This window comes from Pseudomonas delhiensis (assembly GCF_900187975.1).
Classification (GTDB): Bacteria; Pseudomonadota; Gammaproteobacteria; order Pseudomonadales; family Pseudomonadaceae; genus Pseudomonas; species Pseudomonas delhiensis.
In genome coordinates this window covers 1-26,070 of record NZ_FZPC01000043.1, presented here as the reverse complement: position 1 = coordinate 26,070, position 26,070 = coordinate 1, and the positions used below count along the sequence as shown (strand labels likewise).

Here is a 26,070-nt window from a genome sequence, read left to right as displayed (position 1 = left end):
GACGGCATCCTTGGCAGGGTAGCGGGTAAAGCGACAAGTCTAACCGAATCGCCGGAACCAGCCTTGCCTCAGGGCATGCCGGGGTGGAGGCGTTGCAGGCCATCCTTGAGGAAGTCCACCAGCTGGCGCACCTTCGGCGACAGGTGCCGCTGCTGCGGGTAGAGCGCCCAGACCGCGGTGTTCGGCGGCTGGTGGTCCGCCAGCAGGGAGACCAGGCGGCCGCTGCGCAGGTGTTCCAGCACGTAGTAGTCCGGCAGCTGGCACAGGCCGAAGCCGCGCAGCGCGGCGTCGAGCACCGCCTGGCCGCTGTTGCAGCGCCAGTTGCCCTGGACCCGGTGCTGCGTCTCGCGGCCGTCCTCCAGAAAGCTCCACAGGTCGCTGCTGCCCACCAGGCAGTTGTGCTGCGCCAGTTCCGCCGGCGACTGCGGCGCGCCGTGGCGCTCCAGGTAGCCGGGCGTGGCGCACAGGTACATCACCCGCGGCGCCAGGCGCGTGGCCACCAGGCGCGAGTCGCTCAGGCGGCCGAGGCGGATGGCCAGGTCGAATCCCTCGTGGAGCAGGTCGAGCTGGCGGTTGGACAGCTCGATGTCCACCCGCAACTGCGGGTAGTCGGCCATGAAGGCGTTCACCAGCGGCACCACGAAGCGCTCGCCGTAGGCCACCGCGCAGGTCATGCGCAGCAGGCCCTTGGGTTCGGCGGAGAGGTCGCTGACCGCCCGCAGCGCCTCGTCGCGGGCATCCTGCAGGCGCTGGCAGTGCTGCAGGAAGGTCTGCCCGGCCTCGCTCAGCGAAACGCGCCGGGTGCTGCGGTAGAGCAGGCGGGCCTGCAGGCGCTCCTCCAGCCGGGCGATCTGCCGGCTGACGTGGGAGGAGGAGACGCCCAGGCGTTCGGCGGCGGCGGTGAACTGCCCGGTTTCCGCCACCGCGACGAATTCGTCGAGGCCTTCCCAGCGATTCATCTGGATTGTCCCTGCATGGCAATAATGTTTTGATTATTGCCTGATTATTTCTTTCCAGGCACTTTTCTACACTTTCAAGGCTGTGCCCCGCGCTTTTCGCCGGGGCCGCCCGGTTTCCGCCGGCGTCCCTCGCCGGCCGCTTCCGCCCCGCAGGCGGAGGCCCATGCATCAACCCGCCAGGAGTTCCGAGATGATCAAGTCCCGTGCCGCCGTCGCCTTCGCCCCCAACCAGCCGCTGCAGGTGGTCGAGGTGGACGTGGCGCCGCCGAAGAAGGGCGAGGTGCTGGTACGCATTGTCGCCACCGGGGTCTGCCACACCGACGCCTACACCCTGTCCGGCCAGGATTCCGAAGGCGTGTTCCCGTGCATCCTCGGCCACGAGGGTGGCGGCATCGTCGAAGCGGTGGGCGAGGGCGTGACCTCGCTGCAGGTCGGCGACCACGTGATCCCGCTGTATACCGCCGAATGCCGCGAGTGCAAGTTCTGCAAGTCCGGCAAGACCAACCTCTGCCAGGCCGTGCGCGCCACCCAGGGCAAGGGCCTGATGCCCGACGGCACCAGCCGCTTCTCCTACAACGGCCAGCCGATCTACCACTACATGGGCTGCTCGACCTTCTCCGAGTACACCGTGCTGCCGGAAATCTCCCTGGCCAGGATTCCCAAGGACGCCCCGCTGGAGAAGGTCTGCCTGCTCGGCTGCGGCGTGACCACCGGCATCGGCGCGGTGCTCAACACCGCCAAGGTGGAAGAGGGCGCCACGGTGGCCATCTTCGGCCTGGGCGGCATCGGCCTGGCGGCGATCATCGGCGCCAGGATGGCCAAGGCCTCGCGGATCATCGCCGTCGACATCAACCCGGCCAAGTTCGACATCGCCAGGGAACTGGGCGCCACCGACTTCGTCAACCCGAAGGACCACCAGAAGCCAATCCAGGACGTCATCGTCGAGATGACCGATGGCGGCGTGGACTACTCCTTCGAGTGCGTCGGCAACGTGCAACTGATGCGCGCGGCGCTGGAGTGCTGCCACAAGGGCTGGGGCGAGTCGACCATCATCGGCGTCGCCGGCGCCGGCCAGGAGATCAGCACCCGGCCGTTCCAGCTGGTCACCGGCCGCGTCTGGCGCGGTTCGGCGTTCGGCGGCGTGCGCGGGCGCACCGAGCTGCCCAGCTACGTGGAGAAGGCGCAGAAGGGCGAAATCCCGCTGGACACCTTCATCACCCACACCATGGGCCTGGACAGGATCAACGAGGCCTTCGAGCTGATGCACGAAGGCAAGAGCATCCGCTCCGTCATCCACTACTGATCGAGCCGCCGGGGCCACGGCTTCGCGACACAAGGAGACTGCCATGACGGAATCCATCGAACTGCTCAGCAGCCAGAAGAGCTTCGGCGGCTGGCACCAGCGCTACCGCCACCATTCCCCGACGCTCGGCTGCGACATGGTGTTCGCCATCTACCTGCCGCCCCAGGCCGAGCCCGAGGCCGGTCTGCCGGTGCTCTACTGGCTGTCGGGGCTGACCTGCACCGACGAGAACTTCATGCAGAAGGCCGGCGCCCAGCGCCTGGCCGCCGAGCTGGGCCTGGTGATAGTGGCGCCGGACACCAGCCCGCGCGGCCCCGAGGTGCCCGGCGACGCGGAAGGCGCCTGGGACTTCGGCCTGGGCGCGGGCTTCTACCTCAACGCCACCCAGCAGCCCTGGGCGCGCAACTACCGCATGCACGACTACGTGGTGCACGAGCTGCCGGCGCTGATCGAGGACAACTTCCCGGTCTCCGCCCGCCGCGGCATCGCCGGCCACTCCATGGGCGGCCATGGCGCGCTGGTCTGCGCCCTGCGCAACCCGGGGCGCTACCAGTCGCTGTCGGCCTTCGCGCCCATCAGCCATCCCAGCGACTGCCCCTGGGGCCAGAAGGCCTTCGGCCGCTACCTGGGCGAGGACCGCAAGGCCTGGGCCGAATGGGACGCCTGCGAGCTGCTGGCCGGCGCCGGCGAGCGCCTGCCGATCCTGGTGGACCAGGGCGAGCGCGACGACTTCCTCGCCACCCAGCTCAAGCCCGAGGCCCTGCGCCAGGCGGCGGAAGCGGCGGGGCACCCGCTGGAGCTGCGCCTGCACCCGGGCTACGACCACAGCTACTACTTCATCGCCAGCTTCATCGACGACCACCTGCGCCACCATGCGCGGGCGCTGTCCTGAAGGCGCCGCGGCTTTCCGGTAGAATCGACGCCCTGACTGACTCAGGGCGTTTTTCTATGCGTATCGGCCATGGCTACGACGTGCACTGCTTCGGCGAGGGCGACTTCATCACCCTCGGCGGCGTGCGCATTCCCCACAAGTTCGGGCTCATCGCCCACTCCGACGGCGACGTGCTGCTGCATGCGCTGAGCGATGCGCTGCTCGGCGCCTGCGCCCTGGGCGACATCGGCAAGCACTTCCCGGACACCGACCCGCGCTTCAAGGGCGCCGACAGCCGCGCGCTGCTGCGCCACGTGGTGACCCTGGTGCACGAAAAGGGCCATGTGATCGGCAACGTCGACGCCACCATCATCGCCCAGGCGCCGAAGATGGCGCCGCACATCGAGGCCATGCGCGCCGCCATCGCCGAGGACCTGCAGGTCGATATCGAACAGGTCAACGTCAAGGCCACCACCACCGAGAAGCTCGGTTTCACCGGGCGCGAGGAAGGCATCGCGGTGCACGCCGTCGCCCTGCTGGTCCGTCCATGACCGAACTGGAGCTGCTGGGCCCGCGCGCCCATGGCGAGCCCTGCGGCCGCGCGGTGCTCAAGGCGGTGGCCGAGGACTTCCAGGTCGACGAGGTGCTGGACATCCCGCTGTCCGGCGAGGGCGAGCACCTCTGGCTGTGGGTGGAGAAGCGCGGGCTGAACACCGAGGAGGCCGCGCGCCGCCTGGCCCGTGCGGCCGGGGTGTCGCAGCGGCTGATCAGCTACGCCGGGCTCAAGGACCGCCAGGCGCTGACGCGCCAGTGGTTCAGCCTGCACCTGCCGGGCAAGGCCGACCCCGACCTGGCCGCGGCCGAGGACGACAGCCTGCGCATCCTCGAGCGCACCCGCCACCAGCGCAAGCTGCAGCGCGGCGCCCATGCGGCCAACGGCTTCACCCTGCGCCTCACGCAGTTGCAGGGTGGGCACGAGGCACTCGACGAGCGGCTGCGGCGTATCGCCGCCGAGGGCGTGCCCAACTATTTCGGCAGCCAGCGCTTCGGCTTCGACGGCGGCAACGTCGTGGACGCCCGCAGCTGCGCCGAGCAAGGCATCCTGCCCGGGCAGCGCAACCTGCGTTCGCGCCTGCTCTCGGCCGGGCGCAGCTACCTGTTCAACCGGGTGCTGGCGCGGCGGGTGGCCGACGGCAGCTGGAACCGCGCCCAGGTCGGCGACCTGCTGGCCTTCACCGACAGCCGCAGTTTCTTCCCGGCGGGCCAGGCGGAATGCGACGACCCGCGCCTGGCCGCCCTCGACCTGCACCCCACCGGGCCGCTCTGGGGCCAGGGCGCTTCGCCGGCCGGCGGCGCCAGCGGCGAGCTGGAAAATGCCGTGGCGGCCGCGGAGGTGGCGCTTTGCCAGTGGCTGGGCAATGCTGACCTGGCGCACGAACGGCGCATCCTGCGCCTCCCCATCCAGGCCCTGGCATGGCATTATCCGGCCCCTGACATTCTGCAACTGGAATTCGTCCTGCCGGCAGGCTGCTTCGCCACCGTCGTCGTGCGCGAGCTGGTCGAGCTGGTACCAGCAGGGCAAACGGAAAACCCATGCGCATACTGATTGCCAACGACGACGGGGTGAACGCACCCGGTATCGCCGCGCTTTACGACGCGCTGAGCGAAGATGCCGAATGCGTGGTGGTCGCTCCCGAACAGGATCGCAGCGGCGCCAGCAGCTCGCTGACCCTGGACCGGCCGCTGCACGCGCAGCGGCTGAGCAATGGATTCATCGGCGTCGACGGCACGCCGACCGACTGCGTGCACCTGGGCCTCAACGGCCTGCTGGAGACGTTGCCGGACATGGTCGTCTCGGGCATCAACCTGGGCGCCAACCTGGGCGACGACGTGCTCTATTCCGGCACCGTGGCCGCCGCCATCGAGGGCCGCTTCCTGGCGCGCCCGGCGTTCGCCTTCTCGCTGCTCTCGCGCCAGCCGGACAACCTCTACAGCGCCATGCACTTCGCCCGCCTGCTGGTGCAGAACCACGAGCGGCTCGAGCTGCCGCCGCGCACCGTGCTCAACGTCAACATCCCGAACCTGCCGCTGGAGCGCATCCGCGGCATCCAGCTGACCCGCCTGGGCCATCGCAAGCGCGCCGCGGCGCCGGTCCGGGTGGTCAACCCGCGGGGCCGCGAAGGCTACTGGATCGCGGCGGCCGGCGACGCCGAGGACGGCGGCGAGGGCACCGACTTCCATGCGGTGATGCAGGGCTATGTCTCGGTCACGCCGCTGCAACTGGACCGAACCTTCCGCGAGGCGTTCAATGGACTGCAGGACTGGATCGGAGGGCTGGACCATGGCCGATGAACTGAGTCGCCGCGGCATCGGCATGACCTCCCAGCGTACCCGCGAACGGCTGATCCAGCGCCTGTACGAGGAAGGCCTGTCCAACGCCCGGGTGCTCGAGGTGATCCGCCGCACGCCGCGCCACCTGTTCGTCGACGAGGCGCTGTCGCACCGCGCCTACGAGGACACCGCGCTGCCCATCGGCCACAACCAGACCATCTCGCAACCCTTCATGGTGGCGCGGATGACCGAGCTGCTGCTGGCCGCCGGCCCCCTGGACAAGGTGCTGGAGATCGGCACCGGCTCCGGCTACCAGACCGCGGTGCTGGCGCAACTGGTCGAGCGGGTGTTCTCCGTCGAGCGGATTCAGGCCCTGCAGGACCGCGCCAAGGAGCGACTTGCGGAGCTAAACCTGAGAAATGTTGTCTTTCGCTGGGGGGATGGCTGGGAAGGCTGGTCGGCGCTGGCACCGTACAACGGTATCATCGTCACCGCGGCAGCCGCCGAGGTCCCGCAGGCGCTGCTCGACCAACTGGCGCCGGGCGGGCGCCTGGTGATCCCGGTGGGCAGCGGCGAAGTGCAGCAACTGATGCTGATCGAGCGCACCGACGACGGATTCGACCGGCGCGTGCTGGACTCGGTGCGCTTCGTTCCCCTGCTCAACGGCCCCCTGGGCTGAGCGGCGGCGGGAGCGCCGTCCACGGCCAGGGGGAGCATAACGGCGAGATGCCGGGCACATATTCGATGGATAAGGGGGAAGGGGTGAGCCCTATCGCGGCCCAGAAACAATGGATCTGGATTCGGAGCGGCGTCCGCTTGCTGCTGGCGGCAGCATTCTGTTCCCTGCTCGCGGCCTGCGCATCCTCCTCCGGGGGCAAGGTCAAGGTGGTCGACCGCAACCAGGCCGACCGCACGCCGGCGACCACCAGCGGCCAGTACGTGGTGCGCCGCGGCGACACCCTGTACTCCATCGCCTTCCGCTACGGCTGGGACTGGAAGGCCCTGGCCGCGCACAACAACATCCCGCCGCCCTACACCATCCGCCCGGGGCAGGCCATTCGTTTCGGCGGCGCCGGCTCCAGTACGGCGGCACGGCCGGTGGTCGCCAAAACCGCGCCGTCCGTCGCGCCAGTGGTGGCCGGCAAGCCCGCCGCCGGTTCTCCGGCACCGGCCAGGCCCGCGCCCGCGGCCACCGTCAGCAATACGACACCCCCCGCCAGCAGTGCTCCTTCCCAGGCTTCGGGCAAGGGCGCGGAGGGCTGGATGTGGCCGACCAATGGCACTTTGATAGGCCGCTTTGCATCAAACGGCAGTTTGAATAAAGGGATTGATATAGCCGGGCAATTGGGCCAGCCTGTCCTGGCTGCGTCGAATGGCACGGTTGTGTACGCCGGTAGTGGTTTGCGGGGCTACGGCGAACTCGTGATCATCAAGCACAGCGATACCTACGTGAGTGCCTACGGCCACAACCGCAGGCTGCTCGTTCGGGAAGGGCAACAGGTCAAAGTCGGGCAGAGCATTGCCGAGATGGGCTCCACAGGCACGGACCGGGTGAAGCTGCACTTCGAGATTCGCCGTCAGGGCAAACCCGTGGACCCCTTGCAATACCTGCCACCTCGTTGATCGACCGCCGCATCCCGCGTGGGTGAGCGGGCTTGGACGTCCCAAGGATATGGATTCGTCCGGGCTTGTTGTCGAACTCAGCAAGGGATAACGACATGGCACTCAAAAAAGAAGGGCCGGAGTTTGACGTGGATGACGAGCTGCTGCTCCTGGAGCCCGCCATCACATTCGACGAGTCACTTGCCGAAGAGCAGGTCTCACTTCAGGTCACCGGCAAGGCAAGCTCGCTGTCATCGAAGCAGCACAAGCACATCGATTACAGCCGCGCGCTGGATGCCACCCAGCTCTACCTCAACGAAATCGGTTTTTCCCCCCTGCTGACGCCAGAGGAGGAGGTCCACTTCGCGCGGCTCGCGCAAAGGGGCGATCCCGCCGGGCGTCGGCGCATGATCGAAAGCAACCTGCGCCTGGTGGTGAAGATCGCCCGGCGCTACGTCAACCGCGGCCTGTCCCTGCTCGACCTGATCGAGGAAGGCAACCTGGGGTTGATCCGGGCGGTGGAGAAGTTCGATCCGGAACGGGGTTTCCGCTTCTCCACCTACGCGACGTGGTGGATTCGCCAGACCATCGAACGGGCCATCATGAACCAGACCCGCACCATCCGCCTGCCGATCCACGTGGTCAAGGAACTCAACGTCTACCTGCGCGCGGCCCGCGAGCTGACGCACAAGCTGGACCACGAGCCGTCCCCCGAGGAAATCGCCAACCTGCTGGAGAAACCGGTCGACGAGGTCAAGCGCATGCTCGGCCTCAACGAGCGGGTGACTTCGGTGGACGTGTCCCTCGGCCCGGACTCGGACAAGACGCTGCTGGACACCCTGACCGACGACCGTCCCACCGACCCCTGCGAACTGCTGCAGGATGACGACCTGAGCCAGAGCATCGACCAGTGGCTGTCCGAGCTGACCGACAAGCAGCGCGAGGTGGTGATCCGCCGCTTCGGCCTGCGCGGCCACGAAAGCAGCACCCTGGAAGAGGTCGGCCAGGAAATCGGCCTGACCCGCGAGCGGGTGCGGCAGATCCAGGTCGAGGCGCTCAAGCGCCTGCGGGAAATCCTGGAAAAGAACGGTCTGTCGAGCGACGCGCTATTCCAGTAAGGCACCACCCGTAGCGAAAAAAGCCCGGAGCATCCCTCCGGGCTTTTTCGTCTGTGGCGTACCTGTCGCGGTTCGCGCGCAGGGCGCGCGCTCGTGAATGCAGCGTAGGAGCGTCCGCGATTCCGTCGGCAAGGCCGGCGCCTGATCCGGCACGGCGATGGGTATCGCTTCGCTCAACCCATCCTACGAGGAGCGCTCCATACCTCCTCGCTGAAGCCGCATTGTAGGGCGCATAACGCCTACGGCGTTATCCGCCATTGTCCCTGACGCCGGTGTTGCGGCTAACGGCGGATAACCGCGAACGGTTATGCGCCCAACGGAATTCCCGTTTCCCTGCCCGTTGCAGCAGGCGAGACAGCACTTTTTAAGTTTGGTTTTGTAAGCCATCGCTTACAAAAGCTGTGAGCCTTTGACGATTCGGCCTGCCGGCCAGGGGCTATTTCCCCAGGTTTTTATAGTTAACTCATTGAATAAAAAGGATTTTATTTTTTCTGCGCTCGACCTGAACATCGCCGGGTGCGACCCGCAGCCGCTTGCCGCTTTTGTACGGAAAGCTAATATCACTCCTGCGTACAGGGAATGACGCAGGCCGACAGGGATGCCGGTCGGGACGTCGCGGGATGCGACTCATCAGGATGATGGGGTAGGGAAAAAAGGGCGGGCCATCCCGCCCCTTTTTTTGCCTGCGAAAAAGTGCCGTCACAGATGGCACAAGGCCCGCGCGAGGCGGGCCTTGGAGCTTGGAGGAAGCGATCAGCGCTCCAGGTGCTTGAGCTTGTCGGCGACGCCGTCCCACTCTTCCGCGTCCGGCAGCGAATCCTTCTTCTCGGTGATGTTCGGCCATACCTCGGCCAGATCCTTGTTCAGCTCGATGAATTCCTGCATGTTCTCCGGCACTTCGTCTTCGGAGAAGATCGCCTGGGCCGGGCATTCCGGTTCGCAGAGCGCGCAGTCGATGCACTCATCCGGGTGAATGACCAGGAAGTTCGGGCCTTCGTAGAAGCAGTCCACCGGGCAGACTTCCACGCAGTCGGTGTATTTGCACTTGATGCAGTTGTCGGTGACGACGAAGGTCATTTTCTAGTTCTCTCCTCAGGCGGGCGGCTAAGCGCGCGCGATTCTAGCAGCTTGTTCCGCTATCCGTCAGATTCGCGTCTTCCATGCATATAACAAATCGAGCGCCTGGCGTGGGCTCAGGTCATCGGGTTTGAGGCGTGCGAGCTCTTCGATCAGCGGGTGCGGCAGGCTGGCGAACAGGTCGCTCTGCATCGGCGCGCTGGGTTTGCCGGCCTCCTGGCGGGGCGCCTCGTGGGGCAGGCTGGTGGTCTCCAGGCGTGCCAGGTGCTCGCGGGCGCGCAGGATCACCGGGCCGGGCACGCCGGCCAGTTGCGCCACCGCCAGGCCGTAGCTCTGGCTCGCCGGGCCGGGCAGCACGTGGTGCAGGAAGACGATGCGCTCATTGTGCTCGGTGGCGTTCAGGTGCACGTTGGCCACCACCGGTTCGCTCTCCGGCAGCACGGTCAGCTCGAAGTAGTGGGTGGCGAACAGGGTGAAGGCGCGCAGGTGCGCCAGGTGCTCGGCGGCCGACCAGGCCAGCGACAGGCCGTCGAAGGTGCTGGTGCCGCGGCCCACTTCGTCCATCAGCACCAGGCTGCGGTCGGTGGCGTTGTGCAGGATGTTGGCGGTTTCGCTCATCTCCACCATGAAGGTGGAACGGCCGCCGGCGAGGTCGTCGGAGGAGCCGATACGGGTGAAGATGCGGTCCACCAGCGACAGCTCGCAGCGCGCCGCCGGGACGAAACTGCCGATATGCGCCAGCAGCACGATCAGCGCCGTTTGCCGCATATAGGTGGATTTGCCGCCCATGTTCGGGCCGGTGATCACCAGCATGCGGGTGTCTTCGTCGAGCTTCAGGTCGTTGGCCACGAAGGGCGTTTCCAGCACCTGCTCCACCACCGGGTGGCGGCCCTGCTCGATGAGGATGCCCGACGCCTCGACGAAGCGCGGGCGGTTCAGGTCGAGGTTCAGCGCGCGCTCGGCCAGGTTGGCCAGCACGTCCAGCTCGGCCAGGGCGGCGGCGGTGTCCTGCAGCGGCGCCAGCTGGGCGATCAGCAGTTCCACCAGTTCCTCGTAGAGCTGCTTCTCCCGCGCCAGGGCGCGGCTCTGGGCGGACAGCGCCTTGTCCTCGAAGGCCTTCAGCTCCGGGGTGATGAAGCGTTCGGCGCCTTTCAGCGTCTGCCGCCGCTGGTAGTCGGCCGGCGCCTGCTCGGCCTGCATGCGCGGCAGCTCGATGTAGTAGCCGTGGATGCGGTTGTAGCCGACCTTCAGGCCCGACAGCCCGGTACGTTCCTTCTCGCGGATCTCCAGGTCCATCAGGTACTGGCCGGCGTTCTCGCTGAGGGTCTGCAGCTCGTCCAGCTCGGCGTCGTAGCCGCGCTTGATGACGCCGCCGTCGCGGATCACCGCCGGCGGGTTGTCGATGATCGCCCGGGCCAGCAGCTCGGCCAGTTCCGGGTAGGTGCGGATACTCGCGGCCAGCTCGCCCAGGTGCGGGGCCTCCAGCTCGGTCATGCCGCGCTGCAGCTCCGGCAGGGCGGCCAGGGCGTCGCGCAGGCGCGCCAGGTCGCGCGGGCGGGCGTTGCGCAGGCCGATACGGGCGAGGATGCGCTCGACGTCACCGATTTCCTTCAGCTGTGGCTGCAGGGTCTCGAAGCGGTAGCGTTCCAGCAGGCAGGCGATCGACTCCTGGCGCGCCTCCAGCACGGCGCGGTCGCGCAGCGGGCGGTTCAGCCAGCGGGTCAGCAGGCGGCTGCCCATGGCGGTCTGGCAACGGTCCACCACCGATTGCAGGGTGTTGTCGCGGCCGCCGGAGAGGTTGGTGTCCAGCTCCAGGTTGCGGCGGCTGGCGCCGTCGAGGATGACGGTGTCGTCCAGGCGCTCGTGGCGCAGGCTGCGCAGGTGCGGCAGGGCGGTGCGCTGGGTCTCCTTGGCGTAGGCCAGCAGGCAGCCGGCGGCGCCGATGGCCAGGGTCAGGTCCTGGCAGCCGAAGCCCTTCAGGTCCTGGGTGGCGAACTGCTGGCAGAGGCTCTTGAACGCCGAGTCGCGGTCGAAGTCCCAGGGTGCGCGGCGGCGCACGCCACGGCGCTTCTCCGCCGGCAGGCCGGCGGGCCAGTCGTCGGGGATCAGCAGTTCCGCGGGGTTCAGGCGTTCGAGCTCGGCCAGCAGGGTTTCCCAGCCGCGGATTTCCTGGACGCTGAAACGGCCGCTGGTGATGTCCAGCACCGCCAGGCCGAACAGCCGCTCGTCGCCGAGCAGGGCGGCCAGCAGGTTGTCGCGGCGCTCGTCGAGCAGCGCCTCGTCGCTGACCGTGCCGGGGGTGATGATGCGCACCACCTGGCGCTCCACCGGGCCCTTGCTGGTGGCCGGGTCGCCGATCTGCTCGCAGATCGCCACCGACTCGCCGAGCTTGACCAGCTTGGCCAGGTAGCCCTCCACGGCATGGAAGGGAATGCCGGCCATGGGAATGGGCGTACCGGCGGACTGGCCGCGGGTGGTGAGGGTGATGTCGAGCAGCTTGGCAGCCTTCTTGGCGTCCTCGTAGAACAGCTCGTAGAAGTCGCCCATGCGGTAGAACAGCAGTTGTTCCGGATGCTGTCTCTTCAGCTTCCAGTATTGCTGCATCATCGGGGTGTGAGCGGAAAGGTCGCTTTGGCTCATGACTTTGGGCGGTCCGTCTTCTATATGCAAAAGCGCCTAGTGTACGGTATCCGGCCTGACGGCTTAAGCATCGGAGTACGCAATGAGCATCGGCGACGAAGGCATCACCGACCTGGCCGCGCGCCTGGGCGCGCAGTTGCAGCGGCTGGGCGCGCGGGTCTGCACCGCGGAATCCTGCACCGGCGGCGGCATCGCCGAGGCGATCACGCGGATCGCCGGCAGCTCGGCCTGGTTCGATGCCGGCTACGTCACCTATTCCAACGCGCAGAAGACCGCGCAGTTGGGCGTGCCTGACGAACTTTTCCCACAGGTCGGCGCGGTCAGCCGCGAGGTGGTCGAGTCCATGGCCCGTGGCGCACAGGCGCGCAGTGGCGCGCGTTTCGCCGTGGCGGTCAGCGGTATCGCCGGGCCGGACGGTGGTTCACCAGAGAAGCCTGTAGGAACCGTCTGGTTGTGCTGGGCCGACGGCGAAAGGCTGCTCCCGGCGTGCCTGCATTTCGCCGGCGACCGCCTCGCGGTGCGCCGGCAGGCGGTGGCGGCCGCTCTGGACGGGGTGTTGCGACTGGCCGTCGGGGAAAATCCCGTCCGGGGGTAGGCGAGCGCCTTGCCCTGTGAAATAATACTGTCTACTTATACAGTTGTTCGTGGCCCATCCCGGCCGCCTGACTTCGCGAGGACTTCAATGGACGACAACAAGAAGCGCGCCCTGGCCGCGGCCCTGGGACAGATCGAACGCCAATTCGGCAAGGGCGCGGTGATGCGCATGGGCGACCACGAGCGCCAGGCCATCCCGGCCATCTCCACCGGCTCCCTGGGCCTGGACATCGCCCTGGGCATCGGCGGCCTGCCGAAAGGCCGTATCGTCGAGATCTACGGCCCGGAATCCTCGGGCAAGACCACCCTGACCCTGTCGGTCATCGCCGAAGCCCAGCGCCAGGGCGCCACCTGCGCCTTCGTCGACGCCGAGCACGCGCTGGACCCGGACTACGCCGGCAAGCTGGGCGTCAACGTCGACGACCTGCTGGTCTCGCAGCCGGACACCGGCGAGCAGGCCCTGGAAATCACCGACATGCTGGTGCGCTCCAACGCGGTGGACGTGATCATCGTCGACTCCGTGGCGGCGCTGGTGCCCAAGGCCGAGATCGAAGGCGAGATGGGCGATGCCCACGTCGGCCTGCAGGCCCGCCTGATGTCCCAGGCGCTGCGCAAGATCACCGGCAACATCAAGAACGCCAACTGCCTGGTCATCTTCATCAACCAGATCCGCATGAAGATCGGCGTGATGTTCGGCAACCCGGAAACCACCACCGGTGGTAACGCCCTGAAGTTCTACGCCTCCGTGCGCCTGGACATCCGCCGTACCGGCGCGGTGAAGGAAGGCGACGAGGTGGTCGGCAGCGAAACCCGCGTCAAGGTCGTGAAGAACAAGGTCGCTCCGCCGTTCCGCCAGGCCGAGTTCCAGATTCTCTACGGCAAGGGCATCTACCGCACCGGCGAGATCATCGACCTGGGCGTGCAGCTGGGCCTGGTCGAGAAGTCTGGCGCCTGGTACAGCTACCAGGGCAGCAAGATCGGCCAGGGCAAGGCCAACGCCGCCAAGTACCTGGAAGAGAACGCGGAAATCTGCGCGGTGCTGGACAAGGCCATCCGCGAGCAACTGCTGAACAACCAGCCGGCGCCGACCAAGGCCGAGCTGGCTGCAGCCGAAGCCGCCGAGGCCGCTGAAGCCGACCTCGACTACTGATCCCGCCGATGCCGACCGTGCTCGATACGCCCGTCGCCGTGCGACGGGCCGCCATGGACCTCCTGGCGCGGCGCGAGCACGGTCGCGCCGAACTCGTCCGCAAGCTGCGCCAGCGCGGCGCACCTGCGGAGCTCATCGAGCCCGCCCTCGACCGCCTGGCCGAGGAGGGGTTGCTCAACGAATCCCGTTACCTGGAAGCCTTCATCGCCAGCAAGGCGCGCAGCGGCTATGGCCCCTTGCGCATCCGCGACGAACTGAGCCAGCGCGGCCTGCCCCGCGGCGAGATCGAGAAGGCCCTGGGCGAGGCCGACGTCGACTGGCAGGCGCAACTTCGGGACGCCTGGCGCCGCAAGTTCCCCCGTCTACCCCAGGATGCCCGCGAGCGTGCCCAGCAAGGGCGTTTCCTCGCCTATCGGGGGTTTTCCATGGAAGCCATCAACCGCCTGTTCAGCGGGCGCGGCGGGGACGACTGAGCCCTGCGCGCGCTGGCCGGCCTGTCGGCCGGATCGCGGACGGAGTCCGCTCCTACGCCATTCACAACCACGTTCCCCTGGCTTGTCCGCGATAGCTGGCGGTATCGGCGTGGTTCGCGGATAAGATCCGCTTGCACACACGCGGGCACGGCTTCTCGTAGGAGCGAGCTTGCTCGCGAATAAACCCCGCAGCGGAGTCTGTTCGCGAGCAAGCTCGCTCCTACAGAGAACATCTCGGCGTAGTCGGCAAGACAGTTGCCCCTACGCCATTTCACACACCGTTCCCCCGGAATTACGCGCCAGCGCGGTGTCACGTCGGGCCAACGGCGTATAACCGCGAACGGTTATACGCCCTACGGTTGGGCGTGGGCGTAGGAGCGGACTACGTCCGCGATCGCCGGAACCACCGGTGCGATTCGCGGATGAGATCCGCTCCTACACCACCCACCCGCGCCATCCCATGTAGGAGCGGTGGCCTATGCAGGAACGGGACAAGCCTCGGTCCAGTTCTGCTTGTCATTGATGAAATTCACCAACTCGCGCAGGCGGCCGTGGTCGCGGCCGTTGAAGGCGAAGGCCAGGCGCGTGAGCTTGGTGAATTCCGGTTCGTCCTTCTCCAGTTCGCCGCAGGCCTGCTGGTGGAAGCCGTCGTGCAGGCAGAGGTTGCCGAACTCCTCGTGCAGGCGCTGCATGGCGCTGTCGCTGAGGCGGTGGTTGAGGCGGATGACGAAGTTGTCCTTGAGCCAGCGGCTGGAGTGGAAATTGCTGTAGAAGTGGGCGATCTCCCCGACTGCGTCCTCCACCGAGCGGGCCAGCTTCATCAGGTGCATGTCGCTGGGCAGGATGTAGCGGTTGTCCAGCAACTGCTCCTGCATGAACTGCAGCGCCTGCTCCCAGTAATGCCCGCCGGGCTGGTCGAGCAGCACCACCGGCACCAGCGGGCTCTTGCCGGTCTGGATCAGCGTCAGCACTTCCAGCGCCTCGTCCAGGGTGCCGAAGCCGCCGGGGCAGAGCACCAGGGCGTCGGCTTCCTTGACGAAGAACAGCTTGCGCAGGAAGAAGAAGTGGAACGACAGCAGGTTGTTGGTGCCGGCCACCGTGTGGTTGGCCTGCTGCTCGAAGGGCAGGGTGATGTTGAAGCCCAGGCTGTTCTCAAGCCCCGCGCCTTCGTGGGCGGCGGCCATGATGCCGCCGCCGGCGCCGGTGACGACCATCAGGTCGTAGCGCGCCAGGGTGCGCCCCAGGTCCCTGGCCAGGGCGTACAGCGGGTGGTCCGGGGGCGTGCGCGCCGAGCCGAACACCGTGACCTTGCGCCGGCGCTTGAACTGCTCGAGGGTGGCGAAGGCGTGCTCCATCTCGCGCAGCGTCTGCAGCATGATCTTGGCGTCCCAGCGGTTGCGGTCGGCCTGGGCCATGCGCGCCACGGTGAAGAGCATCTCGCGGTACAGCGGCAGGTTCGGGCTGTCGCCCGGCGCGGCGAGGGCGGCCAGTTCCTCGACCTTCTGCGTCAGGTCGGTGCCGCTGGTCTGGAAGTGCCTGGAGAGGTAGTCCTCGGGCTCATAGGGCATGGGGATACTCCTTGTTCTTCAACCCCTTGTCGTAGGCTTGCGCCAGTCTGACATGCCGCCGACGGCTGTCGGCGATGACCCTGTTTCAGATTGCGATGCGGTCCCCCTGTTCGGGAATGTTGGCTTTCCAGTCGAGGCGTTCGAGCAGTGCGGCCTGCAGGGCATCCATCTTTTCCCGCTCGCCATGTATCAGGTATAGCTCGGGTTTGTTCTCGAAGTGGCCAACCCACTGAATCAATTGCGATTGTCCGGCATGGGCGGAGAAACCGCCGAGGGTGTGGACCTTCGCCCGCACGGCGATGCGCTGGCGCAGCACGCGCACGCTCTCGGCGCCGTCGACGATGGCGCGGCCGAGGGTGCCCTTGGCCTGGAAGCCGGGGAAGACGATGTGGCATTCCTCGCGCCAGAGGTTGTGCTTGAAGTGGTGGACGATGCGCCCGCCGGTGCACATGCCGCTGCCGGCGATGATGATGGCGCCGCTCTTGATGCGGTTGATCGCCATGGAGTCTTCCGGCGTCTGCGTGGTGCGCAGCAGCGGCAGCCATTCGGACAGTTTCACGGTGCCGGTGCCGCGGATGTATTCGCGGTCGGTGTCGGAGAACTCGCCGGAGTGGCGCAGGTAGATGTCGTTGGCCCGCGCGGCCATGGGGCTGTCGAGGAAGACCATCTGCTGCGGCAGGCGGCCTTCCTGGTAGAAGCGCCCGAGGTAGAACAGCAGGTCCTGGGTGCGGCCGACGGCGAAGGCGGGGATCAGCACGTTGCCGCCGTCCTTCTGCGCCTGTTCGAGGATGTCCGCCAGTTCCAGCAGCGTCTCGTTGTTGTCGCGGTGGTCGCGGTCGCCGTAGGTGGATTCCAGCAGCACCACGTCGGCGCGGCTCAGCGGCGTGGGCGTGCACATCAGCGGCGAGCAGGTGTTGCCCAGGTCGCCGGAGAACACCAGGCGGCGCGTCAGGCCCTGCTCGTGGATCTCGATCTCGACGATGGCCGAGCCGAGGATGTGCCCGGCGTTGTGGAAGGTCACGCGGATGCCGGGCGCCACTTCCACGGTGCTGCCGTAGCTGACCCCGCGGCGCAGGGCCAGGGCCTTCTCGGTGTCCTCGACGGTGTAGATCGGGGTGGTCGCCGGCTTGTTCAGGCGGGCGCGCCACTTGTTCTCCCACTCGGCGTCCTTTTCCTGGATGTTGGCCGAATCCATCAGCATCAGTTCCAGCAGCTCGCAGCAGGACTCGGTGGCGTAGATCGGCCCCTTGTAGCCTTCCTTCGCCAGGCGCGGCAGCAGCCCGCTGTGGTCGATGTGGGCGTGGGAGATGACCACCGCGTTCAGGCTCTTCGGGTCGAAGGGGAAGGGCGTGCGGTTGCCGGCCTCGTTGTCGCGGGTGCTCTTGCCGTTGCTGCGGCCCTGGCGCATGCCGCATTCGAGCAGCACGCGCGCGCCATCCCGGGTTTCCAGCAGGTAGCAGGAGCCGGTGACTTCCTGGGCGGCGCCGATGAAAGTGAGTAGGGCCATGGGGCCTCCTTAGCAGGATTCGGTATTTCAGACTCGCGTAGCTGGAACGAAATGGCGTTGATACAGGTCAGCGCCGCTCCCATCCGGCGACCTAGACTTCCCCCATAGCCCAAGGGAGAACGTCGAGCATGTCGCAGATACTGCCCAGTCCGGAGGAGCTGGCCGCGCACGCGGCGGAGCAGCCGGCATTCGCCGAATGGCTGAGCGGATACGGTCCGCTTGAGCATAGCGCGCAGAGCCAGGCTGCGGTCTTCCGCATGGCTCATCAATTGGTCCAGGCCGGCCTGCAGCCGGACCTGCCCGGCGTCTACCGGATGTTCCGCGCGCTGGACCGGCTGACCTGCGCCGGGCTCTGGCTGGTGGTGCACATGACCTACGCGCGGCGCGTGCGCCTGGACGGCGCGCCGCTGCAGGCCGAGGACTTCAAGGCCAGCCCCGAGGGCCACACCGGCGGCGCCCTGAACATGGTGCCGGCCTACGCCGGCTACCTGGCGCTCAATGCCCTGACCGGCACCACCCGCGGCTGGCTGATGGGGCAGGGGCACTGCGTGGCGGCCATCGAGGCGCTCAACGTGCTGACCGGCAACCTGCACCCCGAGCAGGCGCGGTGCTACGGCATCGACGCCGCCGGCCTGGAACGCCTGGTGCAGGACTTCTACAGCTACGCTCAGGCGCCGGACGGCAGCGTCGCCGCGCCCCTGGGCAGCCACGTCAACCCGCATACCGCCGGCGGCATCGCCGAAGGCGGCTACCTGGGCTTCGCCGAACTGCAGTACGCGCACCTGCCGCTGCCCGGCGAGACCCTGGTGGCCTTCCTCTCCGACGGCGCCGCCGAGGAGCAGCGCGGCAGCGACTGGATGCCGCGCTGGTGGCGCGCCGAGGACTGCGGCGTGGCCCTGCCGGTGATGATCGCCAATGGCCGGCGCATCGAGCAGCGCACCCAGCTGGGCACCCGCGAGGGCCTGGAAGGCTTCAGGCAGCACCTCGGCGGCTGCGGCTTCGACCCCCTGAGTTTCGATGGCCGCGACCCGGCCGCCTTCGTCTGCGCCCTCTGGGAAATGGAGCAGCGCCTGGCCCATCGCGTCCACGAGAAGAACAGCGGCATCCTGCATTACCCGCTGCCGATTCCCTACGGCATCGCCGAGACGGTCAAGGGCTTCGGCTTCTACGGCGCCGGCAGCAACGCCGCGCACAACCTGCCGCTGCCGGGCAACCCCAGCGAGGACGCGAACGCCCGGGAGCTGTTCAACCACCACGCGGCGCAGCTGTGGGTGCCGGAGGACGAGCTGGACGCCGCCTGCGCGCTGTTCGCCGCGAGCCGCCAGGGGCGCCTGCTGGAGCGCGACAACCCGCTGGCGGTGCGCCGGCCCATCGAGCCCAGCCTGCCGCAACTGCACTACCGCAACGACCAGTGCTCGCCGATGCTGGCGCTGGACCGCTTCTTCACCGAGCTGTGCGCGGCGAACCCGGACCTGCGGGCCCGCGTCGGCAACCCCGACGAACTGGCCAGCAACCGCCTGGGCGGCGTGCTCAAGGCGCTGAAGCACCGCGTCTGCCAGCCGGAGAGCGTGCTGGAGGCCCTCGACGGGCGGGTCATCACCGCGCTCAACGAGGAGGCCGTGGTCTCCGCCTGCCTGGCCAACCAGGGCGGGCTCAACCTGGTGGCCAGCTACGAGGCGTTCTGCGTGAAGATGCTCGGCGCGGTGCGCCAGGCGCTGATCTTCGCCCGCCTGCAGAAAGAGGCGGGGCGCCCGGCCGGCTGGCTCGGCTGGCCGCTGGTGGCCACCTCGCACACCTGGGAGAACGGCAAGAACCAGCAGTCGCACCAGGACACCACCTTCTGCGAGAGCCTGCTCGGCGAGATGAGCGACATGGTGCGGGTGCTGTTCCCCGCCGACCACAACAGCCTGCTGGCGCTGCTGCCGCAGATCTACCGCAGCCGCGGGCAGTTGGCCTGCCTGGTGGCGCCCAAGCGCGAGCGGCCGAACCTGTTCGACCGGGCCCAGGCCGAGCAACTGGCGCGCGACGGCGCCATCGTGGTGGAGGAACACCCGGGCGGCGACCCACTGTTGCTGATCGCCAATGGCAGCTACCAGCTCGGCGAAATGCGCCGCGCTGCGGAGCGCCTGGCCGAGGCCGGCTACCCCTACCGCCTGGTCTACCTGCAGGAGCCCGGGCGCTTCCGCGCGCCCAGGGACAACTGGGAGCTGGCGGCGGTGGCCGACGAGGCGCTGATCGAGCAGCTGTTCCCGGATGCCTATGGGCGCCGCGTGCTGCTCACCCACATGCGCCCGGAGGTGGCGCGCGGGCATCTCTGGCCGATCCTGCCGGATGCGCTGCGCAGTTCGGTGCTGGGGTATCGCAACCGCGGCGGGACCCTCGACGAGCCCGGCATGCTGTTTGCCAACCGGGCCAGCTGGGGCGACGTACTGGCAGCCTGCGCGCGCCTGCTGGAAGTGCCGCGCAGCGCGCTGCTGACCGCCGAGGAGGTCGCGGCGCTGGCCGGCAAGGGGGACCCGCGGGCCCTGCGTTGAAACGCTGGGGCGTCTTAGCGCTTCAGCGGTTTGACGAGGGCGTTGAGGCCCTCGACTTTCAGTTCCAGCACTATCTGCATCAGGCGGCCCAGCTCGCCCTTGGGAAAGCTGTCATTGCGCTGGAACCACAACAGGTATTCCTCCGGCAGGTCCACCAGCATGCGCCCCTGGTACTTGCCGAAGGGCATCGGCGTGCGGGCGATCTTCAGCAGGTTGAGCTTTTCCGACTCCAGCATGGCGCCGGCTTCACTTCTGCAGCTTGATGCGGCAACTGCCGGCGTCGAAGCGCTCGACGGCCACCGGGGCGTTGGTGTGGTACTCGGTGAAGTCGTAGGTGAGGACCGCGCCCTGGGCCAGCAACTGGCGGTAGCCGGTGTTGCTGCACACGCTGTCGCCCAGTTGGCTGCGCACGCTCTCGGGGTTGGCGCGCATTTTCGCGGCGTGGCTGGCGCGCACGCTGAGGTGGTTGATCAGCTGGTTGCCCTGGACGGTGTAGCCCTGGTCGAGGATGTCCTCGTTGATCGCGCGCGGCGTGCCTTCGCTGCTTTCCTTGGCGACTTTCTCCAGTGTCTTGGCCAGTTCGAAATCCTTGAGCGACGCGGCGTGGGCCGCGGGCAGGACGAGGCAGAGGGCGAGGGCGGTTAGGCGCAGCATGGGTATCTCCTGGCATGGGTGCCTGTTCGACCGCGCGGACCCTTCTGGGTTCGGCGGATGGATGCGGGCGCCATTGTCCCCGAAAACCGCCTGGCTGCCGAGCGGCCTGGGCGCGCAGGGGCTCTGCTACAATCGCCGCCCGCCGTGATCGCCCGCCCGAGTTGCCGATGTCACCTGCCCATCCCGCCGCCAAGAACCATGCCGTCGCCCGCCTGCGCGCCGAGCGCCTGGCCCGTTGCGTGAAGCCCTTCGTGGCCCGCGGCTCGCGTTCGCCGCGCTGCGCCGGCTGCCGCCTGCGCCCGGACTACTGCATGTGCGCCTGGCAGCCGCGGGTGCAGGCCAATGCCGGGATGTGCCTGGTGATGTTCGACACCGAGCCGCTGAAGCCGAGCAACACCGGCTGGCTGATCGCCGAGACGGTGCCGGACACCTGGGCCTTCGGCTGGTCGCGGATCGAGGTCGACCCGGCCCTGCTGGCGCTGCTGGACGACCCGCAGTGGCAGCCCTACGTGGTGTTCCCCGGCGAGTTCGTCGCCGCCGAGCGGGTGGTGGAGCGGGTGGAACCGGCGCCCGGCAGGCGCCCGCTGTTCATCCTGCTGGACGCCACCTGGAACGAGGCGCGCAAGATGTTCCGCAAGAGCCCCTACCTGGACCGTTTCCCGGTGCTGAGCATCACCCCCGAGGCGCTGTCGCGCTACCGCCTGCGCCGCTCCAAGTTCGACGAGCACCTGTGCACCGCGGAAGTGGCGGCGCTGTGCCTGGGCCTGGCCGGCGACCGGCGCGCGGGGGATGCGCTGGACGCCTACCTGGATGTGTTCAGCGAGCGCTACCTGGGCGCCAAGCACCAGCGCGGCCTGGACGAGCAGAGCCCGGCGCACCAGGCTCTGCGGCCCTACACCGCGCTCTAGGGCTCAGGCCGCCGCGGCCTTCTTCTGCGGCCACAGCTGGGCCACCAGCATGCCGGCGAGCATCAGCGCGCAACCGATGTAGCCGCGCGTGTGCAGGCTCTCGTCGAGGAAGATCGCCCCGGCGATGGCGGCGAACACCGCTTCCAGGGACAGGATGATGGCGGCGTGGGAGGCGATGGCGTGCTTCTGCGCGATCACCTGCAGGGTGAAGCCGGTGCCCACGCCCAGCAGGCCGCCGTAGAGCAGCGCCGGGCCGGCCTGGACGATGGCCTCCCAGTGGATTTCCTCGAAGATCACCGCCAGCGCCATGCTCACCACCGAGCAGGTGGCGAACTGCAGGAAGGCCAGGCGGATCGGGTCGTAGCGGCTGGCGAACAGCCCCACCAGCAGCACGTGGCAGCCCCACACCAGCGCGCCGGCCAGCTGCAGCCAGTCGCCGGAGGCCACCTGGAAGCCCGGGCCTATGCTCAGCATGGCCATGCCCACCACCGCCAGCGCCGCGCCCAGCCAGGTGCCCATGCCGGTGCGGTGGCCCAGCAGCAGGCCGAGCAGCGGCACTATGATCACGTACAGCCCGGTGATGAAGCCGGAGTTGGTCACGCTGGTGAACAGCAGGCCGACCTGCTGCAGGTTGATGCCGAGGGTCAGCGCGGTGCCGATGGCCAGGCCCGCCAGCAGCAGGCCGCGGTTGAACGGCTGGGCGCCGCGCCTGGCCGACCAGGCCAGCAGCGGCAGCAGCATCAGGGCGCCGAGGGCGAAGCGCAGGCCGGTGTAGAGGAAGGGCCCGATGGCGTCCATCCCCAGCCGCTGCGCGACGAAGGACACCCCCCAGATCATGGCGGTGACCAGCATCAGGATATCGGCGCGCAGGGCGTGGCTCTTCATGGTGTTCTCGGCAGGCAAAAAAGAGCGCAACTCTGCCGCAAGCCAGGGACTTTGAAAAGCTGTCCAACCTGTCAGCGGGAGCGCCGGGAATGGGGGCGCGGCGCATTCTGCGCGGGCATCGGCCGATGCATTTGCGTACAATGCGGCAATCAGGTTACGACCTTTCCCACGCTGGCCCCGCCACTACCCTTGGTCGGGGATCGAGCCTGGCCACCAAGGAACTTACATGGCTTCCTACGAAATCCTGATCGCTGACGATCACCCGCTGTTCCGTAGTGCCCTGCACCAGGCCCTGACCCTCGGGCTGGGTCCCGACGCGAAGCTGGTGGAGGCGGCGAGCATCGCCGAGTTGGAAGCCAGGCTCAACGACAAGGCCGACTGGGACCTGGTCCTGCTCGACCTGAACATGCCCGGCGCCTACGGTTTCTCCGGCCTGGTGCTGCTGCGCGGGCAGTACCCGCAGATTCCGGTGGTGATGATCTCGGCCCAGGAAGACGCCGCCGTGGTGCAGCGCTCCCGGGAGTTCGGCGCCAGCGGCTTCATCCCCAAGTCCAGCGACATGGCCACCCTGCAGCAGGCGGTGCGCGCGGTGCTCGACGGCGACGTCTGGTGGCCGCCGCAGGCCGACGCGGTGACCGAGCTCAGCGAGGAAGTGCGCGCCGCCAGCGCCGGCCTGGCCAGCCTCACGCCGCAGCAGTTCCGCGTGCTGACCATGGTCTGCGAGGGCCTGCTGAACAAGCAGATCGCTTTCGAGCTGAGCGTCTCCGAGGCCACCGTGAAGGCCCACGTCACGGCCATCTTCCGCAAGCTCAACGTGCGCACCCGTACCCAGGCGGCGCTGTTGCTGCAACAGATGGAAACGGTTCCGGGCGCCTGAGCGGCTGCCCGTGACCTTCGTTTCACACTTTCCTACGGCGCCTGGTTTAGAGTGCCGCGTCTTTTTCGCAGAGAGCCCTTCGTGACTTCCTCCCCCTTCAAGGGCCAGACCGGCCTGAAGCGCATCCTCAATGCCGCCGGCTACTCCATGGCCGGTTTCGTCGCCGCCTTCCGTGGCGAGGCGGCCTTCCGCCAACTGGTGCTGATCAACGTCATCCTCGTCCCGCTGGCGTTCTTCTGCGACGTCACCCGCGGCGAGCGTGCGCTGATGATCGCCGTGTGCCTGCTGGCGCTGATCGTCGAGCTGCTCAACTCGGCGGTGGAGGCGGTGGTCGACCGCGTCTCCCTGGAGCGCCACCCGCTGTCGAAGAACGCCAAGGACATGGGCAGCGCCGCGCAGTTCGTCGCGCTGACCATCATCACCGTGACCTGGGCGGTGATCCTGCTGGGTTGAGCCGGCGTCGCTCCCTGTAGGAGCGGGCCCTGCCCGCGATTCGCGCGCAGGGCGCGCTCCTACAGGTCGATGCCGAATTTTCCCGTGTATGCCGGGCTGCCGCCTCAGGGAATCAGCGGCAGCACGATCTCGTCGCTGCGGCTGATGCCCGCCGTCTCGCTGCGGCACAGGTCGAGGAATTCGCGCATGGTCGCGGTCTGGTATTTCTGCCGGTGCCAGATGAAGTAGAACTGCCGGCGCAGGTCCAGTTGCGGGGTATCCACCGGCACCAGGCTGCCGCGGCGGAAGGCGTCGCGCAGGGCCAGGCGCGAGATGCAGCCGATGCCCAGGCCGGATTCCACGGCGCGCTTGATCGCCTCGGTGTGCTCCAGCTCCAGGCGGATGTTCAGCGGCTCGAGGTGGTGGCGCATGGCCTGGTCGAAGGTCAGGCGGGTGCCCGAGCCCTGCTCGCGGAGGATCCAGGCCTCGCTGCTCAGGCGCTGCAGGTCCGCCGGCCCGGCGCTGGCCAAGGGGTGCTGCGGCGCGCAGAACACCACCAGCTCGTCCTCCATCCACGGCTGCACCTCGATGTCCGGGTGCTGGCAGTCGCCCTCGATCAGGCCCAGGTCCAGCTCGTAGTGGGCGATGCGCTGCACCACGTGGGCGGTGTTGTGCACGTGCAGGCGCACCCGGCAGTCCGGCTGGCGCTGCATGAAGGTGCCGATCAGCAGGGTGGCCAGGTAGTTGCCGATGGTCAGGGTGGCGCCCAGGTCCAGGGAGCCGAAGGCGCTCTTGCCGTTGAGCAGCGTCTCGATCTCGCTGCCGCGGTCCAGCAGCGCCACCGCCTGGGGCAGCAACTGGTGGCCCAGGGCGTTCAAGGTCAGGCGCTTGCCGACGCGGTCGAACAGCTTGCAGTCGAACTGCCGCTCCAGTTCGCCCAGCGCGGTGCTGGTGGCCGACTGCGACAGCGACAGCGCCTCGGCGGCGCGCGAGACGCTTTCCTGCTGGGCCACGGCGACGAAGACTTCCATCTGGCGCAGGGTGAATTTCATCGGTTCGGGGGCTCCGTGGCGGGCGAGGGGCGCGACATTCGGTCGCCCCTGGCGGGGCAGCAGCGGGAGTAATCTGGCGCGCGCTGGCCGCCAGGCGTCCCTTATCTGCGTTTTGGATTAGCAATATCCAGATAATTTATTTTGCGGATATTCTCGCCCCCTATAAAATGTCGCGCAATCGCGCTACGTCCGGGATCTGCTGGGGTGCGCCACGAATCTCTAGGAGTCCTTGATGAGCAACCTGTACACCGAGCGCGTTCTCAGCGTCCACCACTGGAACGACACCCTCTTCAGCTTCAAGACCACCCGTAACCCGGGCCTGCGCTTCAAGACCGGCCAGTTCGTGATGATCGGCCTGGAGGTCAACGGTCGCCCGCTGATGCGCGCCTACTCCATCGCCAGCCCGAACTACGAGGAGCACCTGGAGTTCTTCAGCATCAAGGTCCCGGACGGCCCGCTGACCTCGCGCCTGCAGCACCTGAAGGAAGGCGACGAGCTGATGGTCAGCCGCAAGCCCACCGGCACCCTGGTGCTGGACGACCTCAAGCCCGGCAAGCACCTGTACCTGCTGAGCACCGGCACCGGCATGGCGCCGTTCCTGAGCGTGATCCAGGATCCGGAAGTCTACGAGAAGTTCGAGAAGGTCATCCTGGTCCACGGCGTGCGCTGGGTCAGCGAGCTGGCCTACGCCGACTTCATCACCAAGGTCCTGCCGGAGCACGAGTACTTCGGCGACATGGTGAAAGAGAAGCTGATCTACTACCCCCTGGTCACCCGTGAAGAGTTCCGCAACATGGGTCGCCAGACCGACCTGATGCGCAGCGGCAAGCTGTTCGCCGACATCGGCCTGCCGCCGATGAACCCGCAGGACGACCGCGCCATGATCTGCGGCAGCCCGAGCATGCTGGACGAGACCAGCGAAGTGCTCAACGGCTTCGGCCTGCAGATCTCCCCGCGCATGGGCGAGCCGGGCGACTACCTGATCGAGCGCGCCTTCGTCGAGAAGTAAGCACGATCCGCTGAAAAAGCCCGCCACCCGGCGGGCTTTTTCGTTCATGGCGGATACGGGAAATGCCGGGTGGGCTGTGTAGGAGCGGGCCCTGCCCGCGAATCGCGCGCAGGGCGCGCTCCTACAAGGTGCACCCTATATCCGTAGAGCGTAGGGCAATGAAATGGACTCCTCCCTCCTACGGCATCTAGGTGCCAGACTGATGTGTTGGCAACAGTCCCGGAGGGGGAGTCACGATGAACATTAAACGCATTGGCTTGGATCTGGCAAAACAAGTCTTCCAGGTGCACGCGGTCGACAGCCACGAACAGGTGGTGTGCCGTCGCCAGCTCAAGCGCGACAAGGTCCAGGATTTCTTCCGCCAGTTGGCGCCATGCCTGGTGGCGATGGAGGCCTGTGGCAGTGCGCACTACTGGGCGCGCGAACTGCGCCAGCTGGGACACGAGGTCCGCCTGATCGCCCCGCAGTTCGTCAAACCCTACGTCAAGGGCGACAAGCACGATGCCCACGACGCCGAAGCGATCTG

At 67.7% G+C, this 26,070-nt stretch carries 26 protein-coding genes; 17 read left to right on the top strand and 9 right to left on the bottom strand.

Going from position 1 to position 26,070, the window contains the following annotated elements:
- Positions 1–68: 68 nt before the first annotated feature.
- Positions 69–959, bottom strand: a complete 891-nt coding sequence (locus tag CHC02_RS27605) for a LysR substrate-binding domain-containing protein (RefSeq protein ID WP_089394577.1) — start codon at positions 957–959, stop codon at positions 69–71.
- A gap of 190 nt (positions 960–1,149) precedes the next feature.
- Between CHC02_RS27605 and CHC02_RS27600 the strand changes: the two genes are divergently transcribed.
- The 8 genes from CHC02_RS27600 to rpoS all read left to right on the top strand — a co-directional run bounded on the left by CHC02_RS27600 (position 1,150) and on the right by rpoS (position 8,184).
- On the top strand, positions 1,150–2,262 hold the full coding sequence (locus CHC02_RS27600; RefSeq protein ID WP_089394576.1) for an S-(hydroxymethyl)glutathione dehydrogenase/class III alcohol dehydrogenase: 1,113 nt from the start codon (positions 1,150–1,152) through the stop codon (positions 2,260–2,262).
- A 43-nt stretch (positions 2,263–2,305) separates the two neighbouring features.
- Positions 2,306–3,154 carry an S-formylglutathione hydrolase gene (fghA, locus tag CHC02_RS27595; protein WP_089394575.1) on the top strand — a complete coding sequence of 283 codons (849 nt, stop codon included), beginning with the start codon at positions 2,306–2,308 and terminating at the stop codon, positions 3,152–3,154.
- A gap of 56 nt (positions 3,155–3,210) precedes the next feature.
- On the top strand, positions 3,211–3,684 hold the full coding sequence (gene ispF / locus CHC02_RS27590) for a 2-C-methyl-D-erythritol 2,4-cyclodiphosphate synthase (RefSeq protein ID WP_089394574.1): 474 nt from the start codon (positions 3,211–3,213) through the stop codon (positions 3,682–3,684).
- Complete coding sequence (truD, locus tag CHC02_RS27585) at positions 3,681–4,739, top strand: tRNA pseudouridine(13) synthase TruD (RefSeq protein ID WP_089394573.1); 1,059 nt, start codon at positions 3,681–3,683, stop codon at positions 4,737–4,739. Before ispF ends, truD begins: the two co-directional genes overlap by 4 nt.
- The gene (gene surE, locus CHC02_RS27580) at positions 4,727–5,485 is read left to right on the top strand and encodes a 5'/3'-nucleotidase SurE (RefSeq protein WP_089394572.1); all 759 of its coding nucleotides are present in this window, start codon (positions 4,727–4,729) and stop codon (positions 5,483–5,485) included. The genes truD and surE overlap by 13 nt, the downstream gene beginning before the upstream one ends.
- 22 nt (positions 5,486–5,507) lie before the next feature.
- On the top strand, positions 5,508–6,143 hold the full coding sequence (locus tag CHC02_RS27575; RefSeq protein WP_089394592.1) for a protein-L-isoaspartate(D-aspartate) O-methyltransferase: 636 nt from the start codon (positions 5,508–5,510) through the stop codon (positions 6,141–6,143).
- Between the two features lie 65 nt (positions 6,144–6,208).
- Positions 6,209–7,087, top strand: coding sequence for a peptidoglycan DD-metalloendopeptidase family protein (locus tag CHC02_RS27570; RefSeq protein ID WP_089394571.1), 879 nt, complete (start codon positions 6,209–6,211; stop codon positions 7,085–7,087).
- Between the two features lie 95 nt (positions 7,088–7,182).
- Complete coding sequence (rpoS, locus tag CHC02_RS27565) at positions 7,183–8,184, top strand: RNA polymerase sigma factor RpoS (protein WP_009616703.1); 1,002 nt, start codon at positions 7,183–7,185, stop codon at positions 8,182–8,184.
- Between the two features lie 753 nt (positions 8,185–8,937).
- Here the strand turns inward: rpoS and fdxA are convergent.
- Positions 8,938–9,261: a ferredoxin FdxA gene (gene fdxA / locus CHC02_RS27560; protein ID WP_074985513.1), complete on the bottom strand. Its 324-nt coding sequence runs from the start codon at positions 9,259–9,261 to the stop codon at positions 8,938–8,940.
- Positions 9,262–9,327: 66 nt separating this feature from the next.
- Positions 9,328–11,901 carry a DNA mismatch repair protein MutS gene (gene mutS / locus CHC02_RS27555; RefSeq protein ID WP_176450350.1) on the bottom strand — a complete coding sequence of 858 codons (2,574 nt, stop codon included), beginning with the start codon at positions 11,899–11,901 and terminating at the stop codon, positions 9,328–9,330.
- 82 nt (positions 11,902–11,983) lie between these two features.
- Here mutS and CHC02_RS27550 point away from each other — a divergent pair, with 82 nt between their 5' ends.
- The 3 genes from CHC02_RS27550 (at position 11,984) to recX (ending at position 14,118) form a co-directional block, all read left to right on the top strand.
- Positions 11,984–12,496: a CinA family protein gene (locus tag CHC02_RS27550; RefSeq protein WP_089394569.1), complete on the top strand. Its 513-nt coding sequence runs from the start codon at positions 11,984–11,986 to the stop codon at positions 12,494–12,496.
- Positions 12,497–12,583: 87 nt separating this feature from the next.
- A complete protein-coding gene (gene recA, locus CHC02_RS27545) occupies positions 12,584–13,645 on the top strand; it encodes a recombinase RecA (RefSeq protein ID WP_009616839.1) in 1,062 nt (353 codons plus the stop codon).
- An 8-nt stretch (positions 13,646–13,653) separates the two neighbouring features.
- Positions 13,654–14,118 (top strand): recombination regulator RecX, encoded by a 465-nt coding sequence (recX, locus tag CHC02_RS27540; protein ID WP_089394568.1) that lies wholly within the window; start codon positions 13,654–13,656, stop codon positions 14,116–14,118.
- A 476-nt stretch (positions 14,119–14,594) separates the two neighbouring features.
- On the opposite strand, the gene CHC02_RS27535 is transcribed toward recX, so the two are convergent.
- Positions 14,595–15,686 carry an LOG family protein gene (locus CHC02_RS27535; protein ID WP_089394567.1) on the bottom strand — a complete coding sequence of 364 codons (1,092 nt, stop codon included), beginning with the start codon at positions 15,684–15,686 and terminating at the stop codon, positions 14,595–14,597.
- An 85-nt stretch (positions 15,687–15,771) separates the two neighbouring features.
- A complete protein-coding gene (locus tag CHC02_RS27530) occupies positions 15,772–17,193 on the bottom strand; it encodes an MBL fold metallo-hydrolase RNA specificity domain-containing protein (RefSeq protein ID WP_089394566.1) in 1,422 nt (473 codons plus the stop codon).
- A gap of 128 nt (positions 17,194–17,321) precedes the next feature.
- Here CHC02_RS27530 and CHC02_RS27525 point away from each other — a divergent pair, with 128 nt between their 5' ends.
- Positions 17,322–19,727 (top strand): phosphoketolase family protein, encoded by a 2,406-nt coding sequence (locus CHC02_RS27525; protein ID WP_089394565.1) that lies wholly within the window; start codon positions 17,322–17,324, stop codon positions 19,725–19,727.
- Between the two features lie 14 nt (positions 19,728–19,741).
- On the opposite strand, the gene CHC02_RS27520 is transcribed toward CHC02_RS27525, so the two are convergent.
- Both CHC02_RS27520 and CHC02_RS27515 read right to left on the bottom strand, forming a co-directional pair.
- Entirely contained in the window at positions 19,742–19,963 is a 222-nt protein-coding gene (locus tag CHC02_RS27520; RefSeq protein WP_089394564.1) for a DUF3820 family protein, read from the bottom strand.
- A gap of 10 nt (positions 19,964–19,973) precedes the next feature.
- Positions 19,974–20,381 (bottom strand): quorum-sensing-regulated virulence factor family protein, encoded by a 408-nt coding sequence (locus tag CHC02_RS27515; RefSeq protein ID WP_089394563.1) that lies wholly within the window; start codon positions 20,379–20,381, stop codon positions 19,974–19,976.
- A 167-nt stretch (positions 20,382–20,548) separates the two neighbouring features.
- On the opposite strand from CHC02_RS27515, the gene CHC02_RS27510 reads away from it, so the two are divergent.
- Entirely contained in the window at positions 20,549–21,289 is a 741-nt protein-coding gene (locus CHC02_RS27510; protein WP_089394562.1) for a tRNA-uridine aminocarboxypropyltransferase, read from the top strand.
- A 3-nt stretch (positions 21,290–21,292) separates the two neighbouring features.
- On the opposite strand, the gene CHC02_RS27505 is transcribed toward CHC02_RS27510, so the two are convergent.
- Positions 21,293–22,174, bottom strand: coding sequence for a DMT family transporter (locus CHC02_RS27505; protein ID WP_089394561.1), 882 nt, complete (start codon positions 22,172–22,174; stop codon positions 21,293–21,295).
- 226 nt (positions 22,175–22,400) lie between these two features.
- On the opposite strand from CHC02_RS27505, the gene erdR reads away from it, so the two are divergent.
- Both erdR and CHC02_RS27495 read left to right on the top strand, forming a co-directional pair.
- A complete protein-coding gene (erdR, locus tag CHC02_RS27500; protein ID WP_089394560.1) occupies positions 22,401–23,051 on the top strand; it encodes a response regulator transcription factor ErdR in 651 nt (216 codons plus the stop codon).
- An 81-nt stretch (positions 23,052–23,132) separates the two neighbouring features.
- A complete protein-coding gene (locus tag CHC02_RS27495) occupies positions 23,133–23,504 on the top strand; it encodes a diacylglycerol kinase (RefSeq protein WP_089394559.1) in 372 nt (123 codons plus the stop codon).
- A gap of 104 nt (positions 23,505–23,608) precedes the next feature.
- Here the strand turns inward: CHC02_RS27495 and CHC02_RS27490 are convergent, their stop codons facing one another.
- Positions 23,609–24,535 carry a LysR family transcriptional regulator gene (locus CHC02_RS27490; protein WP_089394558.1) on the bottom strand — a complete coding sequence of 309 codons (927 nt, stop codon included), beginning with the start codon at positions 24,533–24,535 and terminating at the stop codon, positions 23,609–23,611.
- A 232-nt stretch (positions 24,536–24,767) separates the two neighbouring features.
- On the opposite strand from CHC02_RS27490, the gene fpr reads away from it, so the two are divergent.
- Positions 24,768–25,544: a ferredoxin-NADP reductase gene (gene fpr / locus CHC02_RS27485; protein WP_089394557.1), complete on the top strand. Its 777-nt coding sequence runs from the start codon at positions 24,768–24,770 to the stop codon at positions 25,542–25,544.
- A 236-nt stretch (positions 25,545–25,780) separates the two neighbouring features.
- Positions 25,781–26,070 (top strand): IS110 family transposase (locus CHC02_RS27480; protein WP_141137691.1); only part of this gene is annotated, 290 nt, incomplete at its 3' end.